Origin of the sequence: Cellulomonas sp. (assembly GCF_965229465.1) — a bacterium.
Taxonomy (GTDB): domain Bacteria; phylum Actinomycetota; class Actinomycetes; order Actinomycetales; family Cellulomonadaceae; genus Cellulomonas.
Map to the genome: position 1 here is coordinate 3,711,141 of NZ_OZ245882.1, position 17,564 is coordinate 3,728,704.

Annotated in this window: 18 protein-coding genes; 11 read left to right on the forward strand and 7 right to left on the reverse strand. The window is 73.5% G+C overall.

Going from position 1 to position 17,564, the window contains the following annotated elements; genetic code table 11:
- Positions 1–150: 150 nt before the first annotated feature.
- Entirely contained in the window at positions 151–1,050 is a 900-nt protein-coding gene (locus ACO06A_RS17560) for an aminoglycoside phosphotransferase family protein (protein WP_421733479.1), read from the forward strand.
- On the opposite strand, the gene ACO06A_RS17565 is transcribed toward ACO06A_RS17560, so the two are convergent.
- Positions 1,051–1,572: an Lrp/AsnC family transcriptional regulator gene (locus ACO06A_RS17565; protein ID WP_421733480.1), complete on the reverse strand. Its 522-nt coding sequence runs from the start codon at positions 1,570–1,572 to the stop codon at positions 1,051–1,053.
- A gap of 100 nt (positions 1,573–1,672) precedes the next feature.
- On the opposite strand from ACO06A_RS17565, the gene ald reads away from it, so the two are divergent.
- From ald to ACO06A_RS17580, 3 genes are read left to right on the forward strand one after another with little or no spacing between them, the layout of a single operon-like run.
- The gene (gene ald / locus ACO06A_RS17570; protein WP_421733481.1) at positions 1,673–2,791 is read left to right on the forward strand and encodes an alanine dehydrogenase; all 1,119 of its coding nucleotides are present in this window, start codon (positions 1,673–1,675) and stop codon (positions 2,789–2,791) included.
- A gap of 42 nt (positions 2,792–2,833) precedes the next feature.
- Positions 2,834–4,918 (forward strand): M3 family metallopeptidase, encoded by a 2,085-nt coding sequence (locus tag ACO06A_RS17575; RefSeq protein ID WP_421733482.1) that lies wholly within the window; start codon positions 2,834–2,836, stop codon positions 4,916–4,918.
- A 48-nt stretch (positions 4,919–4,966) separates the two neighbouring features.
- On the forward strand, positions 4,967–6,310 hold the full coding sequence (locus ACO06A_RS17580) for a M20/M25/M40 family metallo-hydrolase (RefSeq protein WP_421733483.1): 1,344 nt from the start codon (positions 4,967–4,969) through the stop codon (positions 6,308–6,310).
- Between the two features lie 4 nt (positions 6,311–6,314).
- Here the strand turns inward: ACO06A_RS17580 and ACO06A_RS17585 are convergent, their stop codons facing one another.
- The gene (locus tag ACO06A_RS17585; protein WP_421733485.1) at positions 6,315–7,016 is read right to left on the reverse strand and encodes a helix-turn-helix transcriptional regulator; all 702 of its coding nucleotides are present in this window, start codon (positions 7,014–7,016) and stop codon (positions 6,315–6,317) included.
- A gap of 67 nt (positions 7,017–7,083) precedes the next feature.
- Here ACO06A_RS17585 and folE point away from each other — a divergent pair, with 67 nt between their 5' ends.
- Positions 7,084–7,644, forward strand: a complete 561-nt coding sequence (gene folE, locus ACO06A_RS17590; protein WP_421733486.1) for a GTP cyclohydrolase I FolE — start codon at positions 7,084–7,086, stop codon at positions 7,642–7,644.
- Positions 7,645–7,653: 9 nt separating this feature from the next.
- The gene (locus ACO06A_RS17595) at positions 7,654–8,862 is read left to right on the forward strand and encodes an NAD(P)/FAD-dependent oxidoreductase (RefSeq protein WP_421733487.1); all 1,209 of its coding nucleotides are present in this window, start codon (positions 7,654–7,656) and stop codon (positions 8,860–8,862) included.
- Here ACO06A_RS17595 and ACO06A_RS17600 read toward each other — a convergent pair.
- Positions 8,859–9,107 (reverse strand): DUF5703 family protein, encoded by a 249-nt coding sequence (locus tag ACO06A_RS17600; protein WP_421733488.1) that lies wholly within the window; start codon positions 9,105–9,107, stop codon positions 8,859–8,861. The genes ACO06A_RS17595 and ACO06A_RS17600 overlap by 4 nt on opposite strands.
- A gap of 122 nt (positions 9,108–9,229) precedes the next feature.
- Between ACO06A_RS17600 and ACO06A_RS17605 the strand changes: the two genes are divergently transcribed.
- Positions 9,230–9,517 (forward strand): primosomal protein, encoded by a 288-nt coding sequence (locus ACO06A_RS17605; protein WP_421733489.1) that lies wholly within the window; start codon positions 9,230–9,232, stop codon positions 9,515–9,517.
- Here ACO06A_RS17605 and ACO06A_RS17610 read toward each other — a convergent pair.
- Complete coding sequence (locus tag ACO06A_RS17610) at positions 9,514–10,473, reverse strand: aldo/keto reductase (RefSeq protein WP_421733490.1); 960 nt, start codon at positions 10,471–10,473, stop codon at positions 9,514–9,516. The genes ACO06A_RS17605 and ACO06A_RS17610 overlap by 4 nt on opposite strands.
- Positions 10,474–10,551: 78 nt before the next feature.
- Here ACO06A_RS17610 and ACO06A_RS17615 point away from each other — a divergent pair, with 78 nt between their 5' ends.
- Positions 10,552–11,439 (forward strand): undecaprenyl-diphosphate phosphatase, encoded by an 888-nt coding sequence (locus ACO06A_RS17615; protein WP_421736091.1) that lies wholly within the window; start codon positions 10,552–10,554, stop codon positions 11,437–11,439.
- Positions 11,440–11,443: 4 nt separating this feature from the next.
- On the opposite strand, the gene ACO06A_RS17620 is transcribed toward ACO06A_RS17615, so the two are convergent.
- On the reverse strand, positions 11,444–12,454 hold the full coding sequence (locus tag ACO06A_RS17620) for a CorA family divalent cation transporter (RefSeq protein WP_421733491.1): 1,011 nt from the start codon (positions 12,452–12,454) through the stop codon (positions 11,444–11,446).
- 40 nt (positions 12,455–12,494) lie between these two features.
- On the opposite strand from ACO06A_RS17620, the gene mshC reads away from it, so the two are divergent.
- Positions 12,495–13,754, forward strand: coding sequence for a cysteine--1-D-myo-inosityl 2-amino-2-deoxy-alpha-D-glucopyranoside ligase (mshC, locus tag ACO06A_RS17625; RefSeq protein WP_421733492.1), 1,260 nt, complete (start codon positions 12,495–12,497; stop codon positions 13,752–13,754).
- On the opposite strand, the gene ACO06A_RS17630 is transcribed toward mshC, so the two are convergent.
- Positions 13,755–14,612: a PAC2 family protein gene (locus ACO06A_RS17630; protein WP_175349701.1), complete on the reverse strand. Its 858-nt coding sequence runs from the start codon at positions 14,610–14,612 to the stop codon at positions 13,755–13,757.
- A gap of 92 nt (positions 14,613–14,704) precedes the next feature.
- Here ACO06A_RS17630 and ACO06A_RS17635 point away from each other — a divergent pair, with 92 nt between their 5' ends.
- A complete protein-coding gene (locus tag ACO06A_RS17635; RefSeq protein ID WP_421733493.1) occupies positions 14,705–15,397 on the forward strand; it encodes an HAD family hydrolase in 693 nt (230 codons plus the stop codon).
- 7 nt (positions 15,398–15,404) lie between these two features.
- On the opposite strand, the gene ACO06A_RS17640 is transcribed toward ACO06A_RS17635, so the two are convergent.
- Positions 15,405–16,283 carry a RecB family exonuclease gene (locus tag ACO06A_RS17640; RefSeq protein WP_421736092.1) on the reverse strand — a complete coding sequence of 293 codons (879 nt, stop codon included), beginning with the start codon at positions 16,281–16,283 and terminating at the stop codon, positions 15,405–15,407.
- A gap of 144 nt (positions 16,284–16,427) precedes the next feature.
- On the opposite strand from ACO06A_RS17640, the gene ACO06A_RS17645 reads away from it, so the two are divergent.
- Entirely contained in the window at positions 16,428–17,561 is a 1,134-nt protein-coding gene (locus ACO06A_RS17645; protein WP_421733494.1) for a site-2 protease family protein, read from the forward strand.
- The last annotated feature ends 3 nt before the right edge of the window (positions 17,562–17,564 follow it).

A 17,564-nucleotide genomic window follows, 5' to 3' on the forward strand; every position in this document is an offset into this window, starting at 1 on the left:
GCTCCGACCGTCGGTGCGCGCAGGATCGCACACGGCGTCGGCCCCGGTGCGGCGTTCACCCGAGCGGAGCAACGGGGGACGGTCGCGCGTCCGGCACCCGTGGTGATACTGAGCCGGGACGTCGGAGCAACGAGCGGGGAGGAGCAGCGCGTGGCCGGTCTCGTGGTCCCCCCGATCCTGCGGGACGGCCCCGGTCGCACCCCCGCCGGCCGGGAGTGGATCGGCCGGCTGCCGGCGCTCGTCGATCGTGCCGCCCGGCGGTGGGACGTCGCGCTGGCCGACCCGTTCACCAGCGGCGCCGCGTCATGGTGTGCGCCGGGTTCGCTCCCGGACGGGCGCGCCGTCGTCGTCAAGATCTCGTTCCCGCACGACGAGGCGCGGCACGAGGCTGCTGCGCTGCGCGCGTGGCACGGGCACGGCGTCCCCGAGCTGCTCGGCTCCGACGCGGACGACTGGGCCCTGCTGCTGGACAGGGTCGCCCCGGGCACCCCGCTGACTGCGGCGCCGGGTACCGCCCGGGAGCGCCTGACGATCGCGGCGGAGGTGGCGCGGATCCTGTGGTCCGCGCGTGTCCGGGTCGTGGTGCCCGCCATGCGCGACGTGTGCGCGGGCTGGGCGGACCTGCTCCAGGAGCGCGGATCGCGGCACGGGGTCGACGTCCGGGTCGCGGCGGACCTCCTGCGCACCCTCCCCGGCCGGGCGGACGTGCTGGTGCACGGCGACCTCAACCCCGGCAACGTCCTGGCGGCGGGCGACGGCCGGTGGGTGGCCATCGACCCGAAGCCGATGCGCGGCGACCCGGCGTACGACCTGTGGCCGCTGCTCGAGCAGGTCGACGACCCGTTCGAGCACCCCGACCCCGCCGACGTGCTGCGCGAGCGGGTCGGGCTGCTCGCCGGGGCTCTCGACCTCGACCCCGACCGGGTGACCGCATGGGGGTTCGCGCGGTGCACCGAGTCGGCCCTGTGGGTCTGGGACGAGCTGCACGACGAGCCGGGCGCGCGACTGATCCTCGGGCAGGCGGACGTCTGGGGACGGCTGCTCGCCTGATCAGAGCGACGCGGTGCCTGGCGCGTGAACGTGCTCGAACACCAGGCTCGTCTGCGTGTGGGCCACCTCCGGGCGGGTGCTCAGGTGCTCGAGAACGAACGCCCGCAGCTCGGGGGAGTCCCGCACCGCCACGTGCACGAGCACGTCGTCGACGCCGGCCAGCAGGTACACGTCCCGCACCTCGGGCCGCTGCGCCAAGCGGTGCGCGACCTCGGCCAGGCGTGCACGCGCGGACGGCTGCAGGCGCACCGCGATCATCGCCTGGAGCCCGCGGCCGACCGCCTCCGGGTCCACCTGGGCGTGGAAGCCGCGCAGCACGCCCGACTCGCGCAGCGCCCGCACCCGCGCGTGGCAGGTGGACGGGGCGATGCCGGCCAGGGCGGCGAGCTCCTTGTTCGAGATCCGTCCGTCCCGCTCCAGCTCGCTGAGGAGCCGGCGGTCGACGTCGTCGAGAGCGATCGAGCCGAACGCGCTTCGGTGGGAACCGGCAAGGGGGCGCTGTGGTGAATCGGCGGCGGACATGGGGTGAATCTAGCGAATCTTGAATCGCCGTCATCCGATCGCAACACAGGAAGTTCAGAATCAGGGCAACTGCCGAAGCTCAGCCCGGACGGAGACCACCATGCAGGTCGGCATCCCCAGCGAGGTCAAGAACCACGAGTACCGCGTGGCGGTGACGCCCGCGGGTGTGCACCAGCTGGTCGGCTCCGGGCACCAGGTGCTGGTCCAGGCCGGTGCGGGTGCCGGCTCGGCCATCACGGACGAGCAGTTCGCCGCCGCCGGAGCCCAGGTGGTCGCCGACGCCGCCGAGGTGTGGGGGAGCGCCGACCTCGTCTGCAAGGTCAAGGAGCCGGTGGCGTCCGAGTACGGGTACCTGCGCGAGGACCTGCTCCTGTTCACCTACCTGCACCTCGCGGCGGACCGTCCGGCGACCGACGCGCTGCTCGCCGCGGGCACCACGTCGATCGCCTACGAGACCGTGCAGCTGCCCGACGGGACGCTGCCGTTGCTGGCGCCCATGAGCGAGGTGGCCGGCCGACTGTCGACGCAGGTGGGGGCGTACCACCTGATGAAGAACGAGGGCGGCTCCGGGGTGCTGCTCGGCGGGGTCCCCGGCGTGGACGCGGCCAAGGTGGTGGTGCTCGGCGGAGGAGTCGTGGGTCGGCACGCCGCCGAGATCGCCGTGGGCATGCGCGCCGACGTCGCCGTGCTGGACGTGTCCATGCCGCGGCTGCGGGACACGGACTCCGCCTTCGGCGGGCGCGTGCGCACCGTGGCCTCCAGCGCGTACGCGATCGAGCGCGAGCTGCTGGACGCCGACCTGGTGATCGGAGCCGTGCTGGTGCCGGGCGCACGCGCACCCCACCTGGTCACCAACGAGCTGGTGTCCCGCATGCGTCCCGGCTCCGTGCTCGTGGACGTCGCGGTGGACCAGGGGGGCTGCTTCGAGGACACCAAGCCCACCACCCACGACGAGCCCACCTACCCCGTGCACGGCTCGGTCTTCTACTGCGTCGCGAACATGCCCGGTGCGGTCCCCGTGACCTCGACCAGGGCGCTGACCAACGTGACGTTGCCGTACCTGAGCGCGCTCGCGGACCTCGGCTGGACGGCAGCCCTCGCCGCCGACCCGGCCCTCGGCGCCGGTCTGACCACGCACGGCGGCCAGCTGTACAACGCCGCGGTGGGCCGGGCGCACGGGTACGCCACGCACGAGGCCCGGACAGGTGCCGTCGCCTGACGCGACGGGCGCGGGGCGCGACCGTCGGGAATGATGTCCGCCATGCAGCCGACCGACCTCGCCGCCGACAACCCCTTCGGCGCGCCGTCCACCCTTCCGTACGGCCTCCCCGACCACGCGCAGATCCGCGAGGAGCACTACCGTCCCGCTCTGCTCGCCGGCATGGCCCGGCAGCGCGCGGAGATCGAGGCGATCGCGACGGATCCGGCGCACCCGACCGTCGAGAACACGCTCGAGGCGCTCGAGCGGTCCGGCCGGCTGCTGCACCGGGCGGTCGTGAGCTTCTACAACCAGTCGAGCGCGGACTCGACACCCGGCCTCGATGCCGTCGAGGAGGAGATCGCGCCGCTGTTCGCTGCCCACCACGACGCGATTTACCTCGACTCCCGCCTGTTCGCCCGGATCTCGGCCCTCCGTGCCGATGCGGACTCCGGCGAGCTGGAGCTGGAGCCCGACACCGCGTGGTTGCTGCACCGCACGCACACCCAGTTCGTCCGGGCGGGCGTGCAGCTCGACGACGCCTCCCAGGACCGGCTGCGCGCGCTCAACGCCGAGATCATGAGCCTGGAGACCGCGTTCGGCCGCGACCTGCTGGCGGCGACCAACGCGGCGGGGGTGCTGGTCACGGTCGAGGACGAGCTCGACGGCCTGTCCGAGGACGCCCGCGCGGCCGCCGCGAAGGCGGCACGCGACCGGGGCCACGAGGACGGCTGGTTCCTCGAGCTGGCCCTGCCCACGCAGCAGGCGCCCCTGGCGGTGCTCCGCGACCGCGCCGTGCGCGAGCGGGTGTTCCGCGCCTCCGCCGGCCGCGGTGCCTCCGGCCCGCACGACACGCGACCGACGCTGCTGGGCCTGGCGCGCACGCGGGCCGAGCGCGCCCGGCTGCTGGGGTACGCGCACCACGCGGAGTACGTCGCCGCCGACGCCACCGCGAAGAGCGCTGAAGCGGTCGCCGACATCCTCGAGCGGCTGGCCCCGGTGGCTGTCGCCAACGCGCGCGCCGAGGGTGCGGACCTGGCCGAGGCCCTCGTGCGCGACCACCCCGACGCCCGCCTCGAGCCGTGGGACTGGCAGTTCTACGCCGAGCAGGTCAAGAAGGAGCGGCGCTCGCTCGACGACTCGATCCTGCGCCCGTACCTCGAGCTCGAGCGCGTGCTGGCCGACGGGGTGTTCCGCGCCGCGACCGAGCTGTACGGCCTCACGTTCGCGGAGCGCCACGACCTGGTCGGCTACCACCCGGACGTCCGCGTCTTCGAGGTGTTCGACGCGGACGGCAGCGGGCTCGGCCTGTTCCTGGGCGACTACTGGACGCGCGAGTCGAAGCGCGGCGGCGCCTGGATGAACACCCTCGTGGACCAGTCGACGCTGCTGGACGAGCGGCCGGTGGTGGTCAACAACCTGAACATCCCGAAGCCCCCGCCGGGCGAGCCCACGCTGCTGGCCTGGGACGAGGTGATCACGCTGTTCCACGAGTTCGGGCACGCGCTGCACGGCCTGTTCTCCGCGGTGCACTGGCCGTCGCAGTCCGGCACGGAGGTCCCCAGGGACTTCGTCGAGTACCCGTCCCAGGTCAACGAGATGTGGGCGTGGGAGGCGTCGATCGTCCGGTCCTTCGCGCTGCACCACGAGACCGGTGAGCCCATGCCGACCGAGTGGGTGGACACGCTGCTGGCCGCCCGGCAGGACGGTGAGGGGTTCGCCACGACGGAGTACCTGGCCGCGGCGCTGCTGGACCAGGCCTGGTACCGGCTCACGCCCGACGAGGTGCCGACGGACGTCGACGACGTCGAGGCGTTCGAGGCGGCCGCGCTCCAGCGCGCCGGTGTGGACTACGTCCCCGTGCCGCCCCGCTACCGCACCACGTACTTCAACCACGCGTTCGGCGGCGGCTACTCGGCCGGGTACTACTCGTACATCTGGTCGGAGGTGCTCGACGCCGACACGGTCGAGTGGTTCCGGGAGAACGGCGGCCTCGACCGCGCCAACGGCGACGTGTTCCGCGCCCGGCTGCTCTCGCGCGGCGGTTCCCTCGACCCGATGCAGGCGTTCCGCGACCTGCGCGGGCGGGACCCGCTCATCGACCCCCTGCTGGCCCGCCGCGGCCTGCTCGGGGCCGCCGCGCACTGAGCAGTCGCGGACCACAGCCGTCGTCCGGGGGCCGGTACGGTGGACGGCATGCCCGTCACCCACCCGGCCTCCGGCACGCCCGCCACCGTGACCGCGCAGGACGAGGTCGTGCAGATCTGCCGCGACCTCATCCGCATCGACACGTCGAACTACGGCGACGACTCGGGGCCGGGGGAGCGCGCCGCCGCCGAGCACGTCATGGGGCTGCTCACCGAGGTGGGCCTCGACCCGGAGCTGTTCGAGAGCACGACGGGCCGTGCCAACGTGGTCGTCCGGCTGGAGGGCGCGGACCGGAGTCGTCCGGCGCTCGTCCTGCACGGCCACCTCGACGTGGTGCCCGCGCGGGCCGAGGACTGGTCCGTCGACCCGTTCGGTGCGGAGGAGACCGACGGCCTGGTCTGGGGCCGAGGCGCCGTCGACATGAAGGACATGGACGCGATGATCCTGTCCGTCGTCCGGCAGATGGCCCGGGAGGGTCGCAAGCCCGCGCGGGACGTCGTCGTCGCCATGTTCGCGGACGAGGAGGCCGGGGGCAGCCTGGGTGCCCGCTGGGCGGTCGACCACCGACCGGAGCTGTTCGAGGGCGCGACGGAGGCGATCAGCGAGGTCGGCGGCTTCTCGGTCGACGTCGACGGACATCGCGCCTACCTGCTCCAGACCGCCGAGAAGGGCCTGTCGTGGCTGCGCCTCGTGGCGGACGGCCGTGCGGGCCACGGCAGCCAGGTCAACGCCGACAACGCGGTGACGCACCTGGCCGAGGCCGTCGCCCGGCTCGGCCGCCATCCCTGGCCGCTCCAGCTCACGCCGACCGTCCGCGCGCTGCTCGAGGGCGTCGCGCGCCTGACCGGCCTGCCGTTCGACCCGGAGGACCCCGCCGCCGTCGACCGGCTCGTCGCCGCGCTGGGTCCCGCGTCGAAGTTCGTCGGCGCGACGCTGCGGCATACCACCAACCCCACCCAGCTCACCGCTGGCTACAAGGCCAACGTGATCCCGGGCTCCGCGGAGGCGACCGTCGACGGCCGCTACCTGCCGGGTCTGGAGGACGAGTTCGTCCGGACCGTCGCGGAGCTGGCCGGTGAGCACGTGCGGATCGAGCGGCTACACCACGACACCGCGCTGGAGGTGCCGTTCAGCGGCGACCTGGTGGACCGCATGGTCGAGTCGCTGCTGGCCGAGGATCCCGACGCGACCGTGCTCCCGTACACGCTGTCGGGCGGCACGGACAACAAGTCGCTGTCTCGGCTGGGCATCAAGGGGTACGGCTTCGCGCCGCTGCGCCTGCCTGCGGACCTCGACTTCGCCGGCATGTTCCACGGTGTCGACGAGCGCGTGCCCACCGACGCCCTGCGGTTCGGTACGCGCGTGCTCGACCGGCTCCTACGGACCTGCTGAGCTCCTAGCGACGCGCGTCGAGCACGACGCAGCAGCGGTCGGGCTGCGGCTCGAGCCGGACGTCGAGCTGGTCCGGCGCGATCCTGTCGGCCAGCGCGCCGACGAGGCAGCGGTTTGCCCCGCAGACGAGCTCGGTGTGCACCTGCGCGAGCGCGTGGAACGGGCAGTTGTGCAGGTCGACGTGATCCTCGGTCCGGCGGGGCTCGTAGCCGTGCGAGGCCAGCACCCGCACTGCCGTGCCGAGCACGTCCCCGTCCGCCTCCGGGTCGCCGGCCGCCCGTCCCGCCGCGTCGCCGTACGCCGCGAACGCCCCGTTCACCGCGTCGATCACGGGCGCGCCCGAGCGCGCCGACTCCACGACCGCGTCGCCCAGGAGGCGTGCGGCGAGCCCGTACTCGCGGTCGGGGAGCGAGATCGAGATCTCGCGCGCGGCCCGGCGGTAGAGCGTGGCCGGTCGGCCCGCGCCCGGTCCGGATCGTCCGGTGAGCCGCGCGTGGCTGGTCTGGAGCAGGCCGTCGGAGGCGAGCCGGTCGAGGTGGAACCGGGCCCGGTGCCGCGGGATCCCGACGCCCTCGGCCGCCTGGTCGCGGCTGACGGGCTCCGACTGGGCGCACACGAACCTGTAGAGCGCGAGCCGCACGGGGTCGGCGAGCGCGCCGACGCTCTCCGCGTCGGCGGCCAACGTCCCGCCGGTCGGTTCGTCCATGTCCTTGACAGTACCGGCGGAGGTTTCTAACGTACAGAGAAGCGTCCGATAGAAATGAGGCCCCGCGGTGACTCTCGCCCCGACCCGCACCGACGTCGCGACCGAGGCGGCGCGGGCATTCCTCGAGGCGCTCGGCGTCCCGTGCGACAGCCCCGGGACCGAGCAGAGCCCGCGCCGGATGGCCGAGGCGTACGCCGCGATGCTCACGCCTCGTCCGTTCCAGATGACGACGTTCCCCAACGACGAGCACTACGACGAGCTGGTGGTCGTCCGCTCGATCCCGGTCCAGTCGGTGTGCGAGCACCACCTCCTGCCCTTCGTCGGCGTCGCCCACGTGGGGTACCTGCCGGCAGGCCGGATCCTCGGGCTCTCCAAGTTCGCCAGGGTGGTCGAGATGTTCGCCCGTCGCCCTCAGGTGCAGGAGCGCCTCACCCGACAGGTGGCGGACTGGATCGACGCGCAGCTGGCACCCCAGGGCGTGGGCGTCGTCATCGAGGCCGAGCAGCTGTGCATGACCCTGCGGGGTGTTCGCGCGGGAGGGGCCACGACGACGACGTCGGCGCTGTCTGGCGTCCTGCGCGACTCGCCGTCCAGCCGCGCCGAGTTCCTCGCCGCGGTCCGCACCTAGGAGGTCGCCATGGCAGGAACCGTCGTCGTCGGAGCAGGACTGGCCGCGGCACACGTCGTCGCGACACTGCGCGCGCAGGGGTACGACCGCCCGGTGACCCTCGTCGGGGAGGAGATCGACCGGCCGTACGAACGGCCACCGCTGTCCAAGGGATACCTCCAGGGGGCGACCCCACGCGAGGACGTGTTCGTGCACGAGCCCGGCTGGTACGCCGACAACGACGTGACCACCCGGTTCGGCACGGTCGCGACCGCGATCGACCGGGCGGCACGCACCGCGGCCCTCGCGGACGGCTCCGTGCTCGGCTACGACCACCTGGTGCTGGCCACCGGGTCGAGCCCGCGCACCCTCGACGTCCCGGGTGCGGCGCTGGACGGCGTGCACACGCTGCGTCGGCTGGCCGACAGCGACGTCCTGCGCGACGAGCTGGCCGTGCGGTCGCGCCTGGTGGTCGTCGGCGGTGGGTGGATCGGGCTGGAGGTCGCGGCGGCTGCGCGCACCGCCGGTCTGCACGTCACGGTCCTCGAGTACGCCGCGCAGCCGTTGGTGCGGGTGCTGGGCCCGCAGCTGGGGGAGCTCTTCGCCACGCTGCACCGGGACCACGGGGTCGACGTGCGCACGGGAGTCGGGGTGGAGGGGTTCGAAGGCTCCGACGGGCGGGTCACCGGGGTGCGGGCGGGCGGCGAGCTCGTCCCCGCGGACGTGGTCCTCGTCGGGGTGGGCGCCGCACCGAACGTCGGCCTGGCCGTGCGGGCCGGCCTCGCGGCGGACGCCTCAGCGGGCGTCACCGTCGACGAGCACCTACGCACCGCTGATCCGGTGGTCCTCGCGGCGGGGGACGTCGCGCACGCGCACAACACCGCCCTCGGGCACGCCCTGCGTGTGGAGCACTGGGACAACGCGATCCGTCAGGGCACCCTCGCGGCGCGCTCGATCCTCGGGCAGGACGCCGCCTACGACTGGCAGCCGTACTTCTACACCGACCAGTACGACCTGGGCATGGAGTACGTCGGGTATGCCGACTCGGACGACCGCGTCGTGGTCCGCGGGGAGCTCGACGCTCGGGAGCTCATCGTGTTCTGGCTGCGCGACGGACACGTCCGAGCCGCGATGAACGTCAACGTCTGGGACGTCAACGACCAGCTGCGGGCGCTCGTCGGCCGCCGGATCGCGCCCGACCGGCTGGCCCGGCAGGACGTGCCCCTCGACGAGCTCTAGCCCGAGGTCTCCGCCAGGGTGCTGCGCACGCGGATGACCTTGCGCCGCAACCAGACCTTGCGCTCGCCGCCGGCGAACAGGAGCGTCCGCGACAGCTCCCACCGACCCAGCTCCGCGTGCTCGGTCAGCATCTTGCGAGCGTCGTTCCGGGAGGTCGTCGCCGGGATCCGGAGCACGCGGTACTCGTACTGACCGCCTTGCGCGACCCAGTCGGGCCGCTTCGTCCCTGTCTGACTGGAAGCCATCGACCACCCCGTCCCGCGCGGTCCGCGCCTACGTCACGATGCTGCGCCCGATGCTCTGACGACGCAATGCCGAAGAACCTTACGCGCTGCCATTGTGCCTCGCGTAAGGCTACGGTCATCGCATGACCGTCGACCCGCGTGCCGCGCTGGACCGCCTGATCGCAGCCCTCGAGGCCCACTACACCGCCGTCGCCGCCCCGCACGGCGAGGACGACCCTGCGGTCGACGACGCCTACGACATCCTGGCCGACGCGTTCGAGGTGTACGACGACGCCCTCGGCACCGTCCACGGCGAGGCCACGCCGTTCTACCTCGCCGAGGAGGACGACGACGACCACGACGAGGACGACGACGACGAGGACTACGACGACGCCGATGTCGACGACCTCGCCGACGAGGCCACCCGCTAGAACCGCTCGGGGTAGCCGAGCGTCGGGGCGCTGATCTCGTCGAGCGCCCGACGGAGCTCGTCCGGCAGCTCCAGGTCCTGCGCCGCCAGCGACCCCCGCAGCTGCGTCGCCGTCCGCGCACCCACGATCGCCGAGGCCACTCCCCGCGCCTGGACCCACGCGAGCGCGACCTCCAGCGGGGTCCGCTCGAGCCCTTCGGCCGCGGTGGCCACGGCCTCGACGATCGTCGCCGACGCGCGCGCGAGGTACGGCTCGACGAAGCCCGCGAGGTGCGGCGACGCCGCCCGCGAGTCCGCCGGGATGGTGCGGCGGTACTTGCCGGTCAGGACGCCGCGCCCCAGCGGCGACCACGCGAGCACGCCGACCCCGAGCGCGACGGCCGCGGGGACCACCTCGCGCTCGATCCCGCGCTGGAGCAGCGAGTACTCGGCCTCGACGGCGGTGAGCCCGACCTCGCCCTCGAGCAGGCTCGCCGCGCGGGCCACCTGCCACCCCGCGTGGTTGGAGAGCCCCACGTAGCGGGCACGACCACTGGTCACGGCGAGGCGCAGGGCCGACACCGTCTCGTCGAGCGGGGTGCGCGGGTCGGGCGTCTGCACCAGCCAGAGGTCCACGTGGTCGGTCCGCAGGCGCCGCAGGGAGCCGTCGAGCGACGCGAGCAGCCCGCCACGCGACGCGTCGACCACCCCGCCGTTGCTGGTCCGCCGGATTCCCGCCTTCGTGCAGAGCACCACCTCGTCGCGGGGGACCACGTCGTCGAGCAGCTCCCCGAGCAGCTCCTCCGCGCCGCCGTCGGCGTAGGACGCCGAGGTGTCGATGAGCGTGCCGCCGGCGTCGGTGAAGTCCCGCAGCTGCTCGGTGGCGTCGTGCGCGTCGGTGTCGCGGCTCCACGTCATCGTGCCGAGCCCGAGCCGGGAGACCCGCAGACCGGTGCGGCCCAGGTGGCGCTGTTCCATGAGGCGCAACACTAATCGGCGCGCGTGTGTCATCTGCGGCAACGCACCCCGGCTATCGTTCCGCTCGTGACGGAGGCCATGGGACTGGGTGAAGCGATCCTTCTGGGGCTCGTGCAGGGGTTGACCGAGTTCCTCCCGATCTCGTCGAGCGCGCACCTGCGCATCGTCGGCGACCTCCTGGGGTCCGATCCTGGCGCGGCGTTCACCGCGATCACGCAGCTCGGCACCGAGACCGCGGTGATCCTGTACTTCCGGCACGACATCGCCCGGATCGCCTCGGCCTGGTGGCGGGCGGTCCGCGGCGACCACGGCACCGACTGGCGCTCGCGCGCCGGGATGCCGACGGGCCAGGCGGCCGACCACGACGCGCTGATGGCGTGGTTCATCGCCCTCGGCTCGCTCCCGATCGTCATCCTGGGGCTGCTGTTCCAGGACGCGATCGAGCAGACGTTCCGCAACCTGTGGCTCATCGCCCTCACGCTCGCCGGCTTCGCCCTGGTGCTCGGCTGGGCGGACGGGCGAGGTGCCAAGCAGCGGCACCTCTCGGAGCTGACCGGGCGGCACGCGGTGCAGTTCGGGTTCTGGCAGGCGCTCGCGCTCATCCCTGGGGTGTCGCGCTCCGGCGGCACCATCACGGGTGGGCTGCTCATGGGCTACACCCGCGAGGCGGCCGCCCGGTACTCGTTCCTGCTGGCCATCCCCGCGGTGTTCGGGTCCGGGCTGTTCCAGCTGGCCAAGAGCGTGGACGACTTCGGCAAGGGCGGCACGCCCGGCTTCGGGGCGACCCTCGTCGCGACGCTCGTCGCGTTCGTCGTCGGCTACCTCGTCATCATCGTGTTCCTGAAGATCGTGTCGACCTTCAGCTACCGGCCGTTCGTGTACTACCGGCTCGGCCTGGCGGCGCTCGTCGTGATCCTGCTGCTCACCGGCGTGCTCGACGCCAACAGCGCGCCCGTCACCACGTAGCGCCTCAGAGCCAGCCGGACCGGCGGAACAGCCGGTAGAGCGTGAAGCAGACGCCGCCCATCACGACGATCGCCAGCGGGTACCCGAGCCTCCAGGACAGCTCCGGCATGTGGTGGAAGTTCATCCCGTAGATGCTGGCCACCAGCGTCGGGGCCGCGGCGATGGCCGCCCAGGACGAGATCTTCCGGACGTCCTCGTTCTGCCGCACCGACACCTGCGACAGGTGCACGGAGAGCATGTCGCCCAGCAGGTCGTCGTAACCGTCGAGGTGCTTGTCGAGACGGTCGACCCACGCCACCGCCCGGTCCAGCCACGGCTGCGAGTGCCGCCGCTCGCGCGACTCCTCGGCCTCGGCGATGAGCTCGGGCAGCACCGACGTGACCGGGCCGAGCGCCCGGCGCGCCTCGGCGATCTCGCGCTTGAGGTCGTAGATCTTCTCGAGCGGGTTGTGGTGCCGGGCCGACGAGAACACCAGCCGCTCGACGTCCGCCACCGCGTCACCTAGCGCGATCTCCACGTCGGAGGCCTCCGCGACCAGGGAGAGCACCACGGCCGCGAGAACCTGGTGCACGCCCTCGTCGGGCACCGGGTAGCCGCCGGTGAGCTTCTCGATCGCGTGCCCGACCACGTCGGCGTCGCCCAGCTCGCACATGATCACGACGTCCTTGCCGACGACGCAGGTCAGCGCACCGGTGTTGACGTCGTTCGTCGCCTCCACGAACGAGAGGGTGGGCGCGGTGAGGACGAACTCGCCGTCGGGAGACCGGTCGAGCCGGGCGCGCAACGGGTGGTCCGCGGCGGACGGGTGCGCGCCCGGCCCCTTGTGCAGCAGCAACGCGATGGCGTGCTCGCCGATGCCGTGCCGGCGCGACGCCTCGGCCAGGTCGGCCATCGACTCGACGATCACCCAGCGCGGTCCCTTCGAGGGCTCGCCCGGAGCACGCAGCGTCCAGCCCTCCGACGTCTTCACGCAGACACGTTCTCGGAGGTCGTCGGTGGAGGTCTCGTGCGTCACCTGGGCATTGTGGACCTTGGGACGCGGTTAGGCTTCCGCCGTGCTCACCTGGCCCACCCCGTACATCCCGCAGCTCCCCGGACGAGGCCTGGCCGTGCAGGTGCGCGACTCCTCGACCGACCGGCTGGTGGTCGCCGCGGCGGGCCAGGACGCGACGCTGTACGTCTGCGGCATCACCCCGTACGACGCCACCCACCTCGGCCACGCCGCCACGTACGTCGCGTTCGACGTGCTCGGCCGCGCGTGGCGGGACGCCGGCCACCGCGTGCGGTACGCGTCCAACGTCACCGACGTCGACGACCCGCTGCTCGAGCGCGCGGCGGCCACCGGCGTCGACTGGCGGGACCTCGCCGCCGAGCAGACCGCGCTCTACGCCGAGGACATGACCGCGCTGGCCGTCATCCCGCCGGACGTCTACTCCGGCGTGGTCGAGGCGATCCCGGCGGTCGTCGAGGCCGTCGAGGTGCTGCTCGCCGCGGGCGCCGCCTACCGCGTCCCCACCCCCGACGCGCTGGTCGACGACGGCCTCGGCGACGTCTACGCGGACCTCACGGCCGACATCGACTTCGGCGCGGTCGCGGGCCTCGACGACGACACCATGCGCGCCCTGTCGCACGAGCGCGGCGGCGACCCCGACCGGCCCGGCAAGCGTGCGCCGCTCGACCCCCTGCTCTGGCGCCGCGAGCGAGCCGGGGAGCCCGCCTGGGACGGCGGCTCGCTCGGTCGCGGTCGGCCCGGCTGGCACATCGAGTGCGCGGTCATCGCCCGCGACGCCCTCGGGCTGCCGTTCGACGTCGAGGGCGGCGGCTCCGACCTCCAGTTCCCGCACCACGAGATGAGCACCTCGCACGCCCGGCTGCTCGACGCCGGGCACGGCGCCCGCGTCCACCTGCACACCGGGATGGTCGGCCTCGACGGCCACAAGATGAGCAAGTCGCGCGGCAACCTGGTGCTGGTCTCCCGCCTGCGCGAGGAGGGCGTGGACCCCATGGCGGTCCGCGCAGCGATCCTGGCGCACCGCTACCGCGACGACTGGGACTGGACGGACGAGTCCCTGCGCTCGGCGCAGGAACGGATCGAGTTCTGGCGCCGGGCGGTGTCGGGCAACGGCGGACCCGACGCGGACAGCACCCTCGCGGGCGTCCGCGCAGCACTCGCCGACGACCTGGACACGCCGGCGGCGCTGGCCCTGATCGACGCCTGGTCGCACCGCTCGCTCGCCGGCACCGAGGTGCCGGTGGAGGGCGCGCCGGGCGTGATCAGCCGCACGCTGGACGCCCTGCTGGGCGTCCGCCTCTAGCTAGCCGCCGGTGCCCTTGTCGCGGCGGCGCAGGTAGCGCTCGAACTCCTGCGCGATCGCCTCGCCGCTCGCCTCCGGCAGGTCGGCAGTGTCCTTGGCCTCTTCGAGCTGGTGCACGTACTCGCCGATCTCGGCGTCCTCCGCGGCCAGCTCGTCCACGCCGTGCTGCCAGGCGGCCGAGTCGTCCGGCAGCTCGCCCAGGGGGACCGGCTCGCCGAGCAGCTGCTCCAGACGGTGCAGGATCGCGAGCGTCGCCTTGGGGGACGGCGGGTGCGCGACGTAGTGCGGGACGGCGGCCCACAGGGACATGGACCGCAGGCCGCGCGCGGCGGCCTCGTGCTGGAGCACGCCGACGATGCCCGTCGGCCCCTCGTACGTGTTGGGCTCCAGCCCGAAGACGTCCCGGACGCCCGCGTCCTCGCTGGTGGCGTTCACGGGGATGGGACGCGTGTGCGGGACGTCGGCCAGCAGGGCGCCGACCGTGACCACGGTGTCGACGCCGAGGCCGGCGGCGATGTCCAGCAGCTCGGTGCAGTACCGGCGCCAGCGCATGGACGGCTCGATGCCGTGCACCAGCACCACCCGCCGCCCGCTGACCGGGGCCGTCGCCACGGCCACCGCGGTGGTCGGCCAGGTGATCTCACGCCGGCCGTCCGGACCCGGCCCCACCACCGGCCGGTTGACCTGGAAGTCGTGGTACTCCTCGGGGTCCAGCTCGTCGACCTGCTCCGCGCCCCAGACCTCGTGCAGGTGCTCCAGCGCCTGGGTCGCGGCGGACCCGGCGTCGTTCCAGCCTTCGAACGCCGCGAGCAGCACGGTCTCGCCGACGGGGAGGTCGGCCGGGGGGGTCTCGCTCATCGGCCCAGCCTAGAGCGATCCCGACGGACCGCCCCGGACGGCCGAGCCCGCGCGCGTCGGGAGGTCACCAGGAGCGCTCGTACGATGGACCGATGCCCCGCACTTCCACCGACCTCGTCCTGCCGTCCGCCGTCCTGTGGGACATGGACGGGACGCTGATCGACACCGAGCCCCTGTGGATCGCCGCCGAGACCGAGCTCGTCGAGGCGTACGGCGGCCGCTGGACGCACCAGGACGGCCTGACGCTCGTGGGCAACCCGATGCTCGTCTCCGCGGAGCGCCTGCAGGAGCGCGGGGTGGACCTGTCGCTCGACGCGATCGTCGACTTCCTCAACCAGCGGGTGGCCGCCGGGGTCGCGGCCGGGATCCCCTGGCAGCCGGGCGCCCAGCAGGTGCTCGCCGACCTGCACGACGCGGGCGTGCCGATGGCCTTGGTGACGTCGTCGTTCCGGATGCTTGCCGAGCCGTTCGCCGCGGCGGTGGGGATGTTCGACGTGGTGGTGAGCGGGGACGAGGTGTCCCGGCCGAAGCCCGACCCCGAGCCGTACCTGACGGCCGCGCGGCTGCTCGGCGCGGACATCGCCGACTGCGTCGCCGTCGAGGACTCGAGCGCGGGGATCGCCTCCGCGGTCGCGTCCGGGGCGCGCGCGGTGGGCATCGAGGTGCTTCAGCCCGTCCCGCCGCGCGCGGGGCTCAGCCGCATCGTGTCGCTGGCGGACCTGACGCTCGCGGCGTTCGCGCGCCTCGCGGCCGGCGAGGTGCTGGACCTGCGCCGCGCCGGCTGACGAGCGCTCACGCCGCGGGGACGACGCCGATCGACCGCTCGACCGCACCGGCCGGGATCTCGGGAGGCGTGCCGCCGAACGCGGGGCAGAGCGCCTTGAACGAGCACCAGTCGCACAGCTTCGAGGTGCGCGGCCGCCAGTCGCCCGTCCGCGCCGCGTCCTCGATCCCCGCCCAGATGGACCGCACCCGCGCCTCGAGCGTCGCCATCTCGATCTCGGTCGGCTCGTGCGTGAGGATGACGCCGTCTCCCAGGTACTCCAGCTGGAGGCGCTTGGGGAGCACGCCGCGGGTGCGCCAGATGACGTAGGCGTAGAAGCGCATCTGGAACAGGGCCGAGCTCTCGAACCCGGCCCGCGGCGACCGGCCGGTCTTGTAGTCGACCACCCGCACCCACCCGTTGGGCGCGACGTCGACCCGGTCGATGATGCCGCGCAGCAGGGGGCCGCCCTCGTCGAGGTCGGTCGACACCAGCAGCTCGCGCTCGCGCGGCTCGATGCGCGTCGGGTCCTCGAGCGTGAAGTAGGTGGACAGCAGTGCCTCGGCGCTGGTCAGCCACTCGGCGAGGTCGGCCGGCTCCGCGAACAGCTCGCCGATCTGCGGGGACCGCTCCAGCAGGGTGGCCCACTGGTCGGGGAGCAGCCCGTGCGCGGCCGCGAGGGTGCGCTCCGTGGCGGGCAGGTCGAAGAGGTGCTCGAGCACGGCGTGCACGAGCGTCCCGCGGGCCGCGGCCGAGCTGGGTGGCTCGGGGAGCCGGTCGATCACGCGGAACCGGAACAGCTGCGGGCACTGCAGGAAGTCGTTGGCGCGCGAGGGGGACAGCCCCGGACGCGACGGCGGACGCACCTCGACGGTGTCCGCGACGGCTTCCTCGACGGCGACCTCGATCGCCGTCTCCACCGCGTCGTCGACCGTCGCGCCGAGGTCGGGGGAGACGTCGGGGGAGTCCTGGTCGAGATGCTGCACCGTCACCCCCCGAGCGTAGGCGGGACCGCCGACACGACCGTCCACCGACCCACCTACTCTTGAGCGGTGAGCGCCCCTCGACCCCCCGCACGACGATCCTCCGGCTGGGTGATCGGTCGTGCCGTCGGCGCCCCGATCATCCTGGCCCCGAGCTGGCTGATCGCCGCAGTGGTCCTGACCCTCATCTTCGCCCCGATCGTCCGTGCCCGTTCGGAGAACCTCGGCGGGCTCGTCTACGTCGTCGCACTGGTCTTCGTCGTCCTGCTGTTCGCCTCCGTCCTCGTCCACGAGCTGGCGCACGGGCTCATGGCGCGCGCCCGCGGGCAGCAGCCGCGAGAGTTCGTGCTCACCCTCTGGGGCGGGCACACCGCGTTCGGTGGCGCGACGCCGACGCCCGGCAGCAGCGCGCTGATCGCGGTCGTCGGGCCGGTCGCCAACCTGGTGCTGGCCGGGGGGTTCCTGGCGATCGCGCAGGGCGTGGACGAGCGGAGCCTGGTGGGTCTGCTCATCTGGTCCGGGTGCCTGACCAACGCGTTCGTCGGGCTGTTCAACCTCGTGCCGGGCCTGCCGCTCGACGGCGGGTACCTGCTCGAGGCGGCCGTCTGGGGCGCGACCAAGAACCGGCACACCGGGACGGTGGCCGCGGGCTGGGTCGGACGGGTCGTCGCGGTCCTCGTGTTCGCCTGGGCGCTCCTGCTGCCGCTGGCGCTGAACCGGCAGCCGGAGCTCTCCGACGTGGTCTGGGGCGCGCTGATCGGCGCCTTCCTCTGGTCGGGGGCATCGGCCGCCGTCCGGGGTGGTCGCACGCAGAAGGCGGTCGGGCAGGTCACGGTCACCTCGGTGGGCCGCCGGGCGATCGGGGTCGGGCACACCGAGTCGATCGCGCACGCGGGAGCGCTCGCCGCGTCGGCCGGTGCCGAGGAGGTCGTGATCCTGTCGCCCGACGGACGACCCACGGCCTATGTCGACCGCGCCGCGGCCGCGTCGGTGCCGCCGGATGCGGCCGGCACCACGCCGGTGACGGCCGTCGCCGTCCCGCTGCCCGGCGGGGCGGTCGTCGACGGGCTCCTCACCGGGCAGGCGCTGGTGGCTGCCGTCGGCCGTGCCACCGAGCACTCGCCCGTGGTCGTCGCCGTCGTGGACGGCCGGGTGGTCGGGCTGATCCGCGCGATGGACGTCGTCGCCGCCATCCGCTCCTAGACT